13 protein-coding genes are annotated in these 14,722 nt (G+C 56.1%); 10 read left to right on the top strand and 3 right to left on the bottom strand.

From position 1 onward, the window contains the following. Positions 1 to 4: 4 nt before the first annotated feature. Genes QWY20_RS05230 through dolP form a run of 4 tightly spaced genes read left to right on the top strand, consistent with a single transcriptional unit; the run spans position 5 to position 3,376 of the window. Positions 5 to 1,843, top strand: coding sequence for a penicillin-binding protein activator (locus tag QWY20_RS05230; protein WP_330127982.1), 1,839 nt, complete (start codon positions 5 to 7; stop codon positions 1,841 to 1,843). 1 nt (position 1,844) lies between these two features. Next, entirely contained in the window at positions 1,845 to 2,195 is a 351-nt protein-coding gene (locus tag QWY20_RS05225) for a YraN family protein (protein ID WP_330127981.1), read from the top strand. Between the two features lie 30 nt (positions 2,196 to 2,225). Then, a complete protein-coding gene (locus QWY20_RS05220) occupies positions 2,226 to 2,813 on the top strand; it encodes an SIS domain-containing protein (protein WP_330127980.1) in 588 nt (195 codons plus the stop codon). Further along, positions 2,810 to 3,376: a division/outer membrane stress-associated lipid-binding lipoprotein gene (dolP, locus tag QWY20_RS05215; RefSeq protein ID WP_330127979.1), complete on the top strand. Its 567-nt coding sequence runs from the start codon at positions 2,810 to 2,812 to the stop codon at positions 3,374 to 3,376. The genes QWY20_RS05220 and dolP overlap by 4 nt, the downstream gene beginning before the upstream one ends. Positions 3,377 to 3,416: 40 nt before the next feature. Here dolP and QWY20_RS05210 read toward each other — a convergent pair whose 3' ends face one another. Both QWY20_RS05210 and QWY20_RS05205 read right to left on the bottom strand, forming a co-directional pair. Continuing rightward, positions 3,417 to 4,094, bottom strand: coding sequence for a DUF599 domain-containing protein (locus QWY20_RS05210; protein WP_330127978.1), 678 nt, complete (start codon positions 4,092 to 4,094; stop codon positions 3,417 to 3,419). 69 nt (positions 4,095 to 4,163) lie between these two features. Continuing rightward, on the bottom strand, positions 4,164 to 6,218 hold the full coding sequence (locus tag QWY20_RS05205) for a TonB-dependent receptor (protein ID WP_330127977.1): 2,055 nt from the start codon (positions 6,216 to 6,218) through the stop codon (positions 4,164 to 4,166). A gap of 146 nt (positions 6,219 to 6,364) precedes the next feature. On the opposite strand from QWY20_RS05205, the gene folE2 reads away from it, so the two are divergent. From folE2 to QWY20_RS05175, 6 genes are all read left to right on the top strand, one after another. Continuing rightward, the gene (gene folE2, locus QWY20_RS05200) at positions 6,365 to 7,270 is read left to right on the top strand and encodes a GTP cyclohydrolase FolE2 (RefSeq protein WP_330127976.1); all 906 of its coding nucleotides are present in this window, start codon (positions 6,365 to 6,367) and stop codon (positions 7,268 to 7,270) included. A 1-nt stretch (position 7,271) separates the two neighbouring features. Then, positions 7,272 to 8,642 carry a dihydroorotase gene (locus tag QWY20_RS05195; RefSeq protein WP_330127975.1) on the top strand — a complete coding sequence of 457 codons (1,371 nt, stop codon included), beginning with the start codon at positions 7,272 to 7,274 and terminating at the stop codon, positions 8,640 to 8,642. After that, on the top strand, positions 8,639 to 10,288 hold the full coding sequence (locus QWY20_RS05190; RefSeq protein ID WP_330127974.1) for a M28 family peptidase: 1,650 nt from the start codon (positions 8,639 to 8,641) through the stop codon (positions 10,286 to 10,288). The genes QWY20_RS05195 and QWY20_RS05190 overlap by 4 nt, the downstream gene beginning before the upstream one ends. A 142-nt stretch (positions 10,289 to 10,430) precedes the next feature. After that, entirely contained in the window at positions 10,431 to 11,651 is a 1,221-nt protein-coding gene (gene zigA / locus QWY20_RS05185) for a zinc metallochaperone GTPase ZigA (RefSeq protein WP_330127973.1), read from the top strand. A gap of 19 nt (positions 11,652 to 11,670) precedes the next feature. Continuing rightward, positions 11,671 to 12,288, top strand: a complete 618-nt coding sequence (locus QWY20_RS05180; protein WP_330127972.1) for a DUF1826 domain-containing protein — start codon at positions 11,671 to 11,673, stop codon at positions 12,286 to 12,288. An 86-nt stretch (positions 12,289 to 12,374) separates the two neighbouring features. Next, positions 12,375 to 13,925 (top strand): AbgT family transporter, encoded by a 1,551-nt coding sequence (locus QWY20_RS05175; RefSeq protein WP_330127971.1) that lies wholly within the window; start codon positions 12,375 to 12,377, stop codon positions 13,923 to 13,925. Positions 13,926 to 13,954: 29 nt separating this feature from the next. Here the strand turns inward: QWY20_RS05175 and QWY20_RS05170 are convergent, their stop codons facing one another. Then, positions 13,955 to 14,677 (bottom strand): substrate-binding periplasmic protein, encoded by a 723-nt coding sequence (locus tag QWY20_RS05170; RefSeq protein WP_330127970.1) that lies wholly within the window; start codon positions 14,675 to 14,677, stop codon positions 13,955 to 13,957. Between the last annotated feature and the right edge of the window lie 45 nt (positions 14,678 to 14,722).

The following is a 14,722-nucleotide window of genomic DNA, read 5'->3' as shown; positions in this document are numbered from 1 at the left end:
TGCGATGAGCAGCAAACAAAAACCATGGCTATTGGCAGCGCTACTGACCAGCCTGCTGATAGGGTGTGCGCAACAACCGGGCACCGTGATCTCACAACCGGAGCGGGAGTATGAGGTTCGTGAGGAGGTCGTAAGCGAGCAGCCGGCCTATACTGCGCAGCAATTACTGCAACAGGCGTCCCGCCAGCAAGGCAGCGAGCAGCAGGAATTGCTGGTGACAGCGGCCAATGCTGCACTCGCTGAAGCCAATCCCAGACTGGCACTGGCCATTGTACAAGAATTAAACAGCCTGCAGGAACCCTGGCTGCAGGCGCGCCTGCCTGCCATTGAGCTGGAAGCCCGGCGCCAATTGCAACAATACCACCTGGCACTGCAAAAAATTGCACAAAGCAATCCGGCGGAGATGGCAGGCAGTGCCCGACTGGCCTTTAGCCAGAGTGCTGCCCGCTTGTTTCAGCAATTGCAGCAACCAGCCAAAGCAGCCTACTGGTGGTTGCAATGGGATGAACAGGCTGCCTGGCAGCAGGCCGAGGATGACAGCTGGCAGCAACTGTGGCAGCAGTTGATCCAACTGGATAGTGCTGAGCTGGAGCAACTGCGCCACAATGCCGGTGCCCGTAGCCTGGCCTGGTTGCAGCTAAGCAATACCGTGCGCCAGCAATTAGGCAAGCCTGAGGCGATGCAGCGTGCCTTGCAGCAATGGCAGCGCAATTATCCGCAGATGCCGGTGCTGGATGAGTTACCGGCGAGTATCACCGAACTGGCTAAACTCACTCCGTTTCAGCCCAAACGCATTGCGGTATTGCTGCCCATTCATGGCCAGCTTCGGGCTCATGCCCAGGCGATCCAAAATGGGATCTTAGCCGCTGCCGCAAATCAGCCTGATATGGAGCTGTTTTTTATCGACAGCCTGCAGCAACCGGCAGTGATTCAGCAAGAACTGCAAGCGCTGGACATTGAGTTTGTGATTGGACCTTTGCAGCGTGCTCAGGTCGATGCGATCCGCCAGCATGACGACTGGCCATGGCCCACCTTGTTTTTAAACCAGAGCGGCCTGCCGGCGGAACCGGATCGCCAGCAGTATTTCTTTAGCCTGAGCCTGGAAGATGAAGCCAGTCAGTTGGCAGCCTTGTTTCAGCGCCGGGACTATCGCCGGCCTGTGGTGATTCATGCCCAGAATGCCAGCAGCGAGCGGCTGGCACAGCACTTTAGCCGGGAGTGGCGTGCTTATGGCCATCAGGCCCCTGAGCTTTATGGCTTTGCCGGCCGTGATGAACTGGAGCCGATGATTGCCCGCTTGCTGGAGTTGGAAGCCAGCCGGCAGCGGGTACGGCAAATCAGCCAGTTGATCCCAGGCGAAGTCGAGTCAGAACCCCATAGCCGGCGCGACATTGATGCCGTGTATCTGATTGCAGACCCTACTCAGACCCGGTTATTAAAACCCTTTCTGGATGTGTCGGTCAGCTCCACCGCGCCCAGCCTGCCAGTTTATGCCAGCTCGCGCAGCCACAGCATTCAGGCAGATCGGACCGATCATCGTGATTTGGCCGGATTAACCTTCACCGAAATGCCCTGGATGCTGACCGCACAACAAAGCCAGCAGTTACGGACGGAGTTTGATCAGCTGTTTCCGGATCAGGATGAAAGCTTACAGCGGTTATTTGCCATGGGCTATGATGCGCTGCAACTGATTACCAGCCTGCGCCAGCAACAATACCTGCCCGCTTTGCGCCATCAGGGGCTGACCGGCGAGTTAAGTTTAACTGCGGATCGCACCATGCGCCGTCAACTGGACTGGGCCCGTTACAGTCAAACGGCGCTGCAACGCATACGGGAGCCCTGAAATGGCCAATACGCTTGGTGTTGTCTACGAGCAACTGGCTGAGCAGTATCTGCAGCAACAGGGCCTGAAAACTGTGGCGCGCAACTTTAGTACCAAGCTGGGAGAACTGGATCTGGTGATGCGCCAGCAGGATCAGTTGATTTTTGTCGAAGTGAAATACCGTGCTTCCGAAGCCTATGGCGGCGCCAGTGCCGCTATCAGCTACCGGCAGCAACAAAAGCTACTTCGCACAGCTCAGCTGTATTTGCAGCGCAGCCGGCATCAGGGTCCCTGCCGCTTTGATGTGCTGACCATCAGCGGCTCTGAGCCTTACCAGTTTAACTGGATCCAAAACGCCATTATGGCGAGCTAAACCAACACTGGCCTCAATACAGGAATTAGCATGCAGGACAAAATTCGCCAGCTTTTTAGCGAAAACATTCAGACCATGATCGCCACCAGTGAGGCCTTAGCCGGGCCGATTGAGCAGGCGGCTTTTCGCATTGTCAGCAGCTTGATTGAAGGCGGCAAGGTGATGTGTTGCGGCGATGGTGCCAGTGCCAGTCTGGCGCAACACTTTGCCCAGTTGTTGCTGGACCAGTTTGAAACCGAACGGCCTTGCCTGCCGGCGATGGCCTTGCACCAGGATCATACCGCCTTGCATGCCAGCTCAGGCCGAAACAGCGACTACTACGCCCGCCAGGTGAAGGCATTGGGCCAAAAAGGAGATATCCTGCTGGTTATTTCTTTAAGTGGCAACGAACAAAGCCTGATCAAAGCGGTCGAAGCAGCACTGACTTGCGATATGAGCGTGGTCGCCCTGACCGTGGAAGGAGCTGATGAGCTTTCTGGTTTACTGAATGCGCAAGATACCGAACTGAGGGTACCCGCCCATCGCCACGCCAGAGTCTTTGAGTGCTATGCCTTTTTACTGCATTGCATTTGTGAACTGATTGAATTAAACCTTTTCCCACAACAGGGGGAGCTATGAGCCAAAAACGTGTCTGGGTGTTGGTATTGACCTTGGGTTTGCTGCAAGGCTGTGCTGCGGCAGTGGTGGCTGGCGGTGGTGCAGCGGTGGTAGCCGCGCAGGACCGGCGTACCCTCGGTAGCCAGATTGACGATACCGGCATTGCCATGCGGGCCCGTCAGCTGTTTGCCGATGAAGATTTAAACAAACAAGGCCGGATCAACGTGGTCAGTTACAATGGCGTGGTGCTGTTAACCGGTCAGGTAGAAACCGAGCAGGTTCGGCAACGAGCCGGCCAAATCGCCCGCGATCTGCAAAGTGTACGTGATGTGCACAATCAAATCCGCGTTGGCAACACCATTTCGTTGTCTACCCGCAGCCGCGACAGCTGGATCAGCACCCGGGTGAAAACCTTGTTTTTATCCGACAGTGCCATTAGCGGCCTGAATATCAAGGTAGTCACCGAAGATGGCGAAGTGTTTCTGATGGGATTGGTGACACCGGAAGAAGCCGACAAGGCGGTCGAAATTGCCCGCCATGTCGATGGCGTCAACCGCGTGATACGGGCTTTCGAAATTCAGTAAAGGTTTTTCGGCTGAAACAGCTGCAAAGCCGTTTCAGCCGTTAGCAATCCCGCAGCGCATGCAGTACCTTGGAATGAAACTCCCGCTGCTTCATGATCACCACCACCACCACGGTCGCCATCATAAAAAACACCGGATCAATAAACCAGGCCAGGGCAGCCAGTGATAAATACATGGCGCGCAGGCCATAGTTAAACGAGTGGCCGGCCTGATCGATGACTTTGGCGGTGCGGAGTGCATAGGCCTCACGATCCACTTCTTCCATGCTGCGCCCATCCGGCGCAGCCCCAATCAAAACGCCACCAAAGCCGTACTGGCGCAGCGACCAGGTAAACTGGAAAAAGGCAAACACGTAGATCAGGGCGATGCATAACAGTTTTAATTGCAACGAGACTTCGGCCTGCGAGCTCCAGGGCAGAATGTTGCGCAGCACCAGACTGATTTTATCGGCAGACGCAAGCGCCGTAAGCAAACCCGCCAGCACCAGCAGAGTACTGGAGGCAAAAAAACTGACATTGCGTTCCAACGTGGAAATCAGCCCGACATCGGCCATTTTGTTGTCGCGGCTGAGCATCTGCTTCATCCAGTCGTTGCGCTTGCGCCGCAACTCAAAGGACAAGCAGCTGACGGTTTTGGCTCGTCGTTTGGCGTAGAGGGTGTAACCCACCCAAATGGTTAAAAACCACAGGATTGCGATAAGATCCAACCAACCGGCCATAGCGACTCCTTCGTTTGCTGCCTGTGGTTGTTATACCACAGGCAGCGCTTTGGCCGAAAGCTCAGAAGCTCAGAAACGCAGCTGCATCCCTACCGTCAGATTACGGCCAGCCAATGGCGCGTCTTCTTTGATAAAAGAGCTGTGGACAAAGGCAAGCTGGTTGGTCAGGTTTTGCGCCTTGGCAAAAGCCATCAACTCCCAGTGCTGCCAGCTGAAATGATAGTTCACCGCGGCTTCAACCAGGGTGTAGCTGTCGGTCGGCGTTTCATTGGCTGCTACCTTGTTCTGGCGGCCATGATGCATGACTCCCAGCTGGGCCGTCCAGGCATCGGCGGTAAACTGATACTCAGCGCCCAGTCGGAACGGCGGAATGCGCGGCAAGTTGCCGCCATCACTCAGCCGGGCCCGCACCAGATCGCCCATCAGGCTGAGCTGATGATCCGGCGCCAGCTGCCAGCGCACACTGGCTTCTGCGCCATGCAAACGGGCATCATCCTGCCGGTACTGATAAGCATCAAAGCCGGCAATCTCAAAGCCCAGATTGCTTAAATAGGCGAAATCATCAATCTGGTTGTAAAACAGGTTGAACTGATACTGCACGCTAGCCAACTGTCCACGCACCCCCAGATCCACATTGTTGGCTTTTTCTGCCTTGGATAAGCTGGCATCGCTGAGGATTTCAGTCTGGCCATTGCTGTGTGTCACCCGATAGGCGGTGCCGATCTCAAACGAGCGGGTGCCGACATGAATGCCATTGGCATAGAGTTCGTTGGCCGCCGGTGCCCGCTGCGCCTGACTAAATGCAGCGGTCAGCTGATGGCCATCGGCCAGCTGATAGACCGCACCGACCGACCAGCTAAAGAGGTTGAAAGGATCGCGGATATCGCGTACACCCAGCGCATCCTCGACCTCGGAGGCTTTTTGCGTTAAGCGCTCGTAGCGACTGCCAAACTCAAATTTCAGGTCTCCAAAGCTTTTTTCCTGCAGCAAAAATAAAGCATGGCTGTCGGTATCGGTATTGGGGGTAAAGGCTTCTTCACCCAGCGCTTCGTAATCACGTACGGTGCCATGGTAGCCGACAATGCCACGCCAGCCAGAGTCCAGCAAGTAAGTGCCGGTCAGTCGCAGCTCCCATTGCTTGCTTGTAAACTCGGTTTCGGCTTCACCCTCGTCATACTCGGCATGGTCGTAATCGGTAAAGGCCAGATCGGCAGTCAGCAGTTCCCAATTGGCATGCTGTGGCCGGTACTCGGCCGCCAGTGCCAGCCGCTGCTGGTTCAGTTTTATCAATTCGCCATCGTCATCATCCAACGGATCCTGCGGCCCTTCCGGCAGGCCGTATTCGCTGCTGATGTAGCCATAGCTGATGCCGACAAAGCCCCAGTCGGCGATATGGCTGGAGCCCAGATTCAGTACCTGATGATCCGACCAGGAATTGTCCAGCCGCTTGCTGCGAAAGCCTTCATCGCTCTGATACTCCGGCACCCGGTAGTCGTTGCCCTTGCGGTAATAACCGTCGGCATGAAACGCCAGGGTCTCGGCTGCGCTGTCATGGGCAAAAGCCAGCGAGCGCTCGGCAGCAGCGCTGTTAAAACGTCCTTGCAACACAGTTTCCGGCTCGGCCAGGGCCGTGCGGGGAATGCGGTTATCCACCACATTAATGACACCGCCAATGGCGCCACTGCCATACAATAAAGTAGCCGGGCCGCGCAGCACTTCAATTTGCTGGGCGGTAATGGCATCGGCAGTGATGGTGTGATCCGGCCCTTCGCGCGAGACATCGCCGGTGCTCATGCCATTGTGGATCACCTGCACCCGTGGGCCATCCAGACCACGGATCACCGGGCTGGAGGCCACAGGGCCAAAGTAGTTGCCGTGCACGCCGGGCTCAAATTTTAAGGTTTCGCCGATGCTGGCTTCGGTGCGCCGTACCAGCTCATCGCCGCTTAATACCGAGACTGGCCCCGCCATCTCCACCACATCACGCCGCAAACCAGAGGCCCGTACTTCAATGCGTTCCAACCGGGCACCATCACGGTCATCATCAAAAGACACTTCACCTGCATGCAGCATGGCTGGCAATGCCAAAGCGACCGCACAAGCCAGTGGGGATAGTTTTAACATCAGCAACTCCATAACAAACTTTTAAAAACCGACGGCATGCTAAAGCATGCAGCGCCCTATCGCAACAAAGCTGCGACCAGTAGGGGTGTGACAACGACAAAATGTGATATTATCACATTTTGTCGTTGCAGCAGGAGTACACCAGAATGCAAACAGAGTTGCCGGATATTACCCGCGAAACCGTGCAGCAAACCAGCAGCAGGCTGGATGAAGTAGGTATGCAGCAGCTGGATTTACTGCTGCAGGTATCCGATGGCGGGGATGCCATGGTGCAACAGGTCAAAGCCAGCATTGGCATTAATCTGCCAAAAACCGATGCTCGCGGCATCCATATGTCGCGCCTGTACCGTTTACTGAATGACTTTGCCGATAAGCAGCTGTGCACCCCAGCGAACCTGAAACAACTGCTGCAGCAGTTGCTGCACAGTCATCAGGATTGCCACAGCGATCAGGTGCTACTGGAGCTCTCTTTTGATCGCCTCTGCAAGCGCCCGGCGCTGGTGACGCCAGATCTTGGCGGTTGGCGCCGTTATCCGGTAAAACTGAAAGCCAGCCTGAGCCCCAAAGGCTTTCAGCTACAGCTAACCGTGGCCGTGCAGTATTCCTCCACCTGCCCCTGCTCGGCCGCCTTAAGCCGGCAATTGCTGCAACAAAAGTTTCTGGCCGATTTTAGCGATGAAGTCCTGCCCAAAGCCAACGTAGCCGACTGGCTGCTGCAACACGGCAGCTATGCCACACCGCACAGTCAGCGCAGTGTCGCCAGCATTGAACTATCGCTGGCAGCTGCGGCCAGTGGCTTTCCGATCAGTGCCGTCATTGAGCAGGCCGAAACGGCTTTAGCCACCCCGGTGCAAACGGCGGTCAAACGTGTCGATGAACAGGAATTTGCCCGGTTAAATGGCGCCAATCTGATGTTTGTTGAAGACGCAGCGCGCCGCCTTGCTGCCTGCTTAAGTCCACAGTACCCGGATGTTTGCATTGAGGTGCAGCATTTGGAAAGCCTGCATCCGCACGATGCTTATGCCCGAATTCATGCTTCCAGGGAGCCATAATATGAACGCGACCGATTGGTTAACTCGCATCCAGCACAAAGACGCCGATTTGCTGATCCAGGGTGCACAGGTGATGACCCCGGCGGGACTGCAGCAAACCGATGTCGCTGTGATTGCCGGGCGCATTGCCGCCATCGGCGCCAGCGGCTGGCAGGCCAAACGCCAGCTGGATGCCAAAGGCCTGCACCTGTTGCCCGGCGCGATCGATACCCAGGTGCATTTTCGTGAGCCGGGGCTCACTCACAAAGAAGACATCCATCATGGCAGCAAAGGGGCTGTGTTGGGGGGCATCACCGGCTTCTTTGAAATGCCCAATACCAACCCGCTGACGCTCTCTGCCGACTGTCTGCAAGCAAAGCTCAGCATCGCTGCAGAGCAGAGCTACTGCAATTATGCTTTTTACATTGGCGGCAGTGCCGCCAATCTGGGCCAGCTGGCAGCGCTTGAGCAATTGCCGGGCTGTGCTGGCATCAAGGTCTTTATGGGCAGCTCCTTTGGCGACTTGCTGGCCGAGCAAGACGAGCTGCTGCTGCACATCTTGCAGGATGGCCGGCGCCGGGTGGCCATTCATGCCGAAGATGAAGCTAGGCTACGTGAGCGCAAAGCCCTGACCGCCGGCGAAGTTGAAAACCACCCGCTGTGGCGTGATGCCCAAAGTGCCCTGCTGGCCACTCAGCGGATCATCGCTCTGGCCGAACAAGCCAACCGGCCGCTGCACATTCTGCATATTTCCACCGCCGATGAAATGGCCTATCTGGCAGCCTTTAAAGATCGCGTCACGGTAGAAACCACCCCGCATCATTTGTCACTGGTGGCGCCGGATTGCTACCAGCGCCTTGGCAGTCTGGCCCAGATGAACCCGCCGGTGCGTGATAGCAAGCACCAGCAAGGCCTGTGGCAAGGCATCGCCGATGGCACGGTCGATATTCTGGGCAGCGATCATGCGCCTCATACCCTGGAGGAAAAGTCCCGCCCCTACCCGGACTCCCCCAGTGGCATGACCGGAGTGCAAACCCTGCTGCCGGTGATGCTGAACCATGTCGCCGCTGGCAAGCTGAGTTTGCAGCGGCTGGTCGATTTAACCAGCAGCAACCCGGCCCGAATTTTTGGCCTGAGAGGCAAAGGCCGCATCGCCGTTGGCTACGATGCCGATTTTACCCTGGTCGATCTAAACGCCCAGCGCACCATCGACAACAGCTGGATCGCCAGCAAGGCCGGTTGGACACCCTATCACGGCGAACAAGTCACCGGCTGGCCCATCGCCACCATCATTGCCGGTCGCTTGGTGATGCACAGCGATGAAGTGCTGGGGCCGCCGCAAGGTAAACCTTTTGTATTTGCCGATAGCCATCACACTAAGGAATCACAATGAACAAACACCCCCTACTGACGTTGGCACTGCTAGGCCTGACTCTCAGCGCTTGCAGTAAAGCACCTGAACCTGCTGCCAGCACGGCCCTGCCTGATTTCCAGTCCGAAGCACTGGCTCAGCATATCCGCACCCTGGCCAGCGATGAGTTTCTGGGCCGCCAGCCGGGCACCGAAGGCGAAACCCGCACGGTGCATTACCTGGTCGAACACTTCCGGCAACTGGGTTTGCAGCCGGGCCATGCCGGTAGCTATACCCAGGCCGTGCCCTACATGCAAGTCACCAATATCGGCAATCCAAAAGTGCAGCTAAGCGGCAGCCCAAGCGGCTGGCAACCTGAGATAGGCAGCGATTTGGTGATCAGCTCCCGTACCGGTCAAACGCAAGTAACGCTTGAACCCAGCGATATTGTCTTTGCGGGTTATGGCGTTGAAGCCCCGGAATACCAGTGGCATGACTACGCGGCTTTTGATGCCACTGGTAAAACCGTGATTGTGCTGGTGAACGACCCTGGCTTTGCCAGCCAGGATCCAGCTTTATTTAAAGGCCCGGAAATGACCTACTACGGCCGCTGGACCTACAAGTTCGAAGAGTGTGCCCGGCAACAAGCAGCGGCCTGCCTGATTGTGCATGACACCGAAGCTGCCGGTTATGGCTTTGCTGTGGCGCAAAACATGATGCAGCGAGCCCAGTTTGATTTAGCCGACAACAGCAGTGAGAAGACCCCCGTTATTGGCTGGCTGTCCAGCACGGGCGCAGAACAGCTATTTGCCAGTGCCGGGCTGAATTTTCAGGCTTTAAAAACTGCGGCCCATCAACCAGGCTTTCAGGCAGTTCCACTAACCGGCCATCAACTCAGTGCCAGCATTGAGCTGGACGTTCAAACCGGTCGTTCCGACAATGTGCTTGCCAGCATCCCCGGCAGCAGCCGTGCTGATGAGTGGATAGTGGTCACCGCCCACTGGGACCATCTGGGTGCCATTGCTACAGAAGAAGGCGAACTGGCCATTTACAATGGCGCTATTGATAATGCCGGTGGCGTGGCGGCTTTGCTGGAAATCGCAGCGAAAGCCCAGCAACAAGGCGGCTTTGAACGCTCGGTGTTGTTCCTGGTGGTGACGCTGGAAGAGTCTGGCTTGCTGGGCACCAAGCATTATGCCGCCAACCCAACCGTGCCGTTGGCCAATATCGTCGCCAACATCAATATCGATGCGCTGTTGCCGGTACCGGCAACCCGCGATGTCTGGATCATTGGTTTAGGCCAATCGGAGCTGGATGACGTCGTTCGCCGCCAGGCCGCGCGTCAGGGCCGGGTTGTAGCCGGCAATCCGGAAGTGGAAAAAGGCTTTTTCTACCGCTCTGATCAGTTTGCCTTTGCCCAGGTCGGTGTCCCAGGCTTGTTTATGGGGCCAGGCACCGACAGCCTGTCAGGCGGCACTGCCGTTGGTGAAGCGGCTTTGCAAGCCACCCAAAGCCGCTACCATACGCCGGACGATACCTTCAGTGAAGATTGGGACTTTGGTGCTATGCTGCAAGATACCCAATTGCATTACGGCGTGCTGGAAGAGCTGGCCAACTCTGGCCAATGGCCCAATTGGTCTAAGCACAGTGAATTTTATCAGCTTGGCCTGCAGCGGCGGCTGCCATAACACCATTCACAGATCGCTGATGATGCGCCTGACACAGCCCTATGGTGTCAGGCGCTTGCTTGTATCGCCGGCTGATTGGGCTTTACAGAGCTAGCCAGCATGCTACCATTGCAATGTTATACCATCACATTTCGAGGTCCTTATGGCCACCACAACCTCTACGCCTTTGCCCGTCACCGTGCTGTCCGGCTTTTTGGGTGCCGGCAAAACCACGCTGCTGAACCAGATCCTGCACAACCGCGATGGCCTGCGCATTGCCGTCATTGTCAATGACATGAGTGAGATCAACATCGACGCAGCTCAGGTCAATCAGGAAGTTAGCCTGAATCGCGCCGAAGAAAAGCTGGTGGAAATGAGCAATGGCTGCATTTGCTGCACCTTGCGCGAGGATCTGCTGTTGGAAATTGGCAAGCTCGCCCAGGATGGCCGCTTTGATTATCTGGTGATTGAATCAACCGGCATTTCAGAGCCCTTGCCGGTGGCCGAAACCTTTACCTTTGAGCATGAAGATGGCAGCCGTTTAAGCGACATTGCCAGACTGGATACCATGGTGACGGTGGTGGATGCAGCCAACTTTTTGCAGGATTACCAGCAGGCAAAGGATTTGGCCAGTACAGGCGAAAGCCTGGGCGACGAGGATGAGCGCAGTGTTGCCGACTTGCTGATAGAGCAAGTGGAGTTTTGCGATGTGCTGGTAATTAGCAAAGCGGATTTAGTATCCGCCGAGCAGCTGGCCAATTTGCAGGCGGTGCTAAAATCACTGAATCCACGGGCACAACAACTGATTGCCGATCACGGCAAGGTGCCTCTGAACCAGCTGCTCAACACCGGTTTGTTCGACTTTGAGCAAGCAGCTCAGGCTCCGGGTTGGTTGCAGGAGCTGCGCGGCGAACACACCCCGGAAACCGAAGAGTACGGCATCAGCAGCTTTAGCTTCAGTGCCCGCCGCCCATTTCACCCGGAGCGTTTTTATGCCTTTTTGCATCAGGACTGGCCGAGCGGGCGCTTGTTGCGCTCCAAAGGCTATTTCTGGCTGGCGGCACCGGCCGACTATGCCTGGCAATGGCATCAGGCCGGAGGTATCGCCCGTTATGGCATGGCTGGCTTGTTCTGGCAGGCGGTGCCCCGCGCGCAATGGCCAGAGGATGATGAAAGCCAGGCCGCTATTTTGGCGCAATTTCAGGAGCCTTTTGGCGACCGGCGTCAGGAACTGGTGTTTATTGGCCAGCAACTGGATAAGGCTACCATGCTGGCGCAGCTGCACGCAGCTTTGCTCACCGATGCGGAACTGGCGTTAGGCGAAGCTGGCTGGCAAGCCTTCGCCAACCCTTTTGCACCCAGCGCCGAAGAAGCTCTGGCATAAGCACTGAGGAAACCCAGGCATGAGCACCATTGCACAGATCCGGCCAGAACCAACCTCGGAGCCAAACCCAGCCCACTCTTTTGCCAGACAGCAACTAGGTTCAGAGCGCGACAGCCTGCTGGCGATTTTCGAACCTGAGGTGAATTTGGCGGTCTGGCAGCGTGCATGTACACCTGCCATAGACTCCTACTGCAAAGTGCTGCTGGAGCAACTGGCATTGCCGCTGCAACGCATGCTGCCGATCCATGATATTGCCAGTGCTTTGACGGCTGCACTGCCTGCGGGCAGTGGCAAAGCCGAATTTGTCGCCGATGTCCAGCTGCTGGCAGACATCTTTGGCTGTCTGATGGACTGTCCGCAGCTTGGGCTGCGCCTGCGGGTGCTCGATAAACCGATGTGCCCCAAATTTCATACCGACCATCTGCTGTGCAGACTGGTCTGCACCTACAGCGGCCCGGCGACCGAGTGGCATGGCGGGCCTGTCGCACTGCCTACAGCCACCATGCAACTACAAACCGGCGATGTGGCCCTGCTCAAAGGCAGTGGCTGGGAAGGCAGCCAGTGTCATGCCATCAGTCACCGCTCACCGGGCATCAAGGGCAAACGCCTGCTGCTGACGCTGGACCCGATTTGGTAGCCACTTTCAGTCACAAACCTTGTCCCTAAGTCGTTTTTCTTTTAGGCTGCGGTGATTTTTTTAACAGACAACAACACGAGGTTTTTATGACAACCCCGGTCTCAGACAGCCAAACCGGCTTTATTGCCTTTGTGGAGCGCGTCGGCAGACGGATCCCGGATCCGGTCATTATCTTTATCTATTTTCTGGTTGGCGCCTTGCTGCTGACCGCCCTGATGGGCGGTATCACCTTTGAAACCCATGGCGCGGGTGGCGTGCCTGTGGTGCACGAAATTCAAAACATGCTGGCTCGGGAAAATGTGGTCTGGCTGTTTGACAATGCCTTGCTGACCAACTGGCTGGGCTTTGGCGGTGGTGTGCTTGGGGTCATTCTGATTGTGATGCTGGGGGTGGGCATTGCCGAGCACTCTGGCTTGTTTGGCGCTGTGCTGAAAAAGATCAGCCGCAGTTTACCAGTCACCTGGTTGCCACTACTGCTGGTGTTTTTGGGCATTATGAGCTCCATTGCCACCGATGCCGGTTATTTGATTTTAATTCCGCTGGCCGGTTTGCTCTATGCCGGCCTGGGTAAGAACCCTTTGATTGGTATGGCGGCCGCTTTTGCCGGCGTCTCGGCCGGTTTTAGCGCCAACTTGATCCCAGCGACGCCGATTGATGTGATCATTGGCGTCAATGCCCAGGTTTTTGCCGAAGCGCAGGGCATCCCTTTCGTCAATGCCGCAGGCGACGCCTTAACGCCAGCCACCATGCACTATTACTTTATCCTGGTGTCGACCTTTGTGCTGGCTGCCGTCGGCGCCTGGGTCACAATTAAATTAGTCGGCCCACGGCTGGAGCACAAGCCGTACACCGTCCCTAAGGATCTACAAATTTCCGACTTTGATGTCACGCCACAAGAGCAGCGCGGTCTGCGCGCCTCTGGCATCGCCTTACTGCTGGCACTGGCTGCAGTCGCCGCTCTGGCACTGGGCCCCTTAGCACCCTACACCAATGAAGCCGGTCAGGAAGTGACGCCCTTTTTGAACAACATCATCCTGATAATCACCTTCGTCTTTGCCGCCATCGGTATTGCCTTTGGCGTTGCCAGCAGCAAATTTGGCAGCATGATGGATGTGGTGAAAGCCATGGTGAAACAAATGGACACCATGGGCTACATTCTGGTGCTGACCTTCTTTTGCTACAACTTTCTCGGCGTGCTCAGTTACAGTGGCCTGGGAGCCTACATCACCTATCTGGGCGCCAATGCGCTGATTTTACTGGGCTTGCAAAGCTACCCGGTGCTGCTGTTAATTGGCTTTGTGCTGGTGACTGCACTGATCAACCTCTTTGTCGGCGGGCTTACCTCGAAGTGGATGCTGCTGGGGCCGATTTTTATTCCGATGTTGTACATGGTGAACCCGGCGATGACACCGGACTTGGTGGCAGCAGCCTTTCGGGTCGCCGATTCGGCCACCAACATCATTACCCCGATGATGACTTACGCCGGCATTATTCTGGCCTTTATGCGCAAATACAATCCTGAGCTGCGCTTTGGTGAAATGATTGCGATGATGCTGCCTTACTCGCTGGCATTTTTGGGAGTTTGGATCCTGTTGCTGGTTGGTTTCTTCAGCTTTGGCATTCCACTGGGCTTTTAGCCATCCGCTTTACCCACAGGCGGATTGCGCTAACGGTAATCCGCCAAAATTGCTTCCCAGCTGCCATCCTGTTTCAATGCCTCCAATGCGGTGTTTAAGTGTTGAATAACCTCCGTTGGCATAGCCGGATTGCAAGCCAACCAAAGTTCAAATACCCGCTCGCTGGTAGCAACCGGAAACACCGGAATCCCCTCACGACGGGCAATAAAAGGCCCACCAACCGAGCCCGCCAGCCAGAGATCAATGCGTCCGGATTGCAGCATGGCCAAGTTGACCGGAATGTCCGTCACCCGCTCTACCCGAAGACCCAGACTCTCAGCATAATCGGTAAACGCATCCTCCGTCTGACCGCCAATACGAAGTCCTGATACCGATGCAATATCGACGACATGTGGTACTGTAGGATCCAGGCTAAATAACTGCACAGACTCCTGACTGAGCGGGCCAACCCATTGATAGATATTTTCGCGCTCTTCACTACGCACCGCAGAAAAGAAACAGCTATCCGGCTCGGTCTGGGTAAAGCGCTGCGCACGTCCCCAGGGCACCACCGCAAAGCGCCCCTGATAGCGGTTTCTCTCGAGAGCCAGCCGCAACAACTCGACGTTGATGCCGGTAATGCCTTGCGCAGTTTGGTAGTTCCATGGCGGATAGTTTTCGGTGTACAAATTAAACCGAAACGGCTGTTCGGCCCAAGCCCTGAGCACAGCCAATGACAGCATCACAATGAGCACAGCAAGGCATTGACGCACGCGAAGACCATATTAATTCAACTATAGGCTTAGTTTAGAAGATCC

This window comes from Alkalimonas cellulosilytica (assembly GCF_036325985.1).
GTDB lineage: Bacteria > Pseudomonadota > Gammaproteobacteria > Enterobacterales > Alteromonadaceae > Alkalimonas > Alkalimonas cellulosilytica.
Note: the sequence above shows the minus strand (reverse complement) of the source record. Positions and strands in the feature narration are given on the sequence as shown.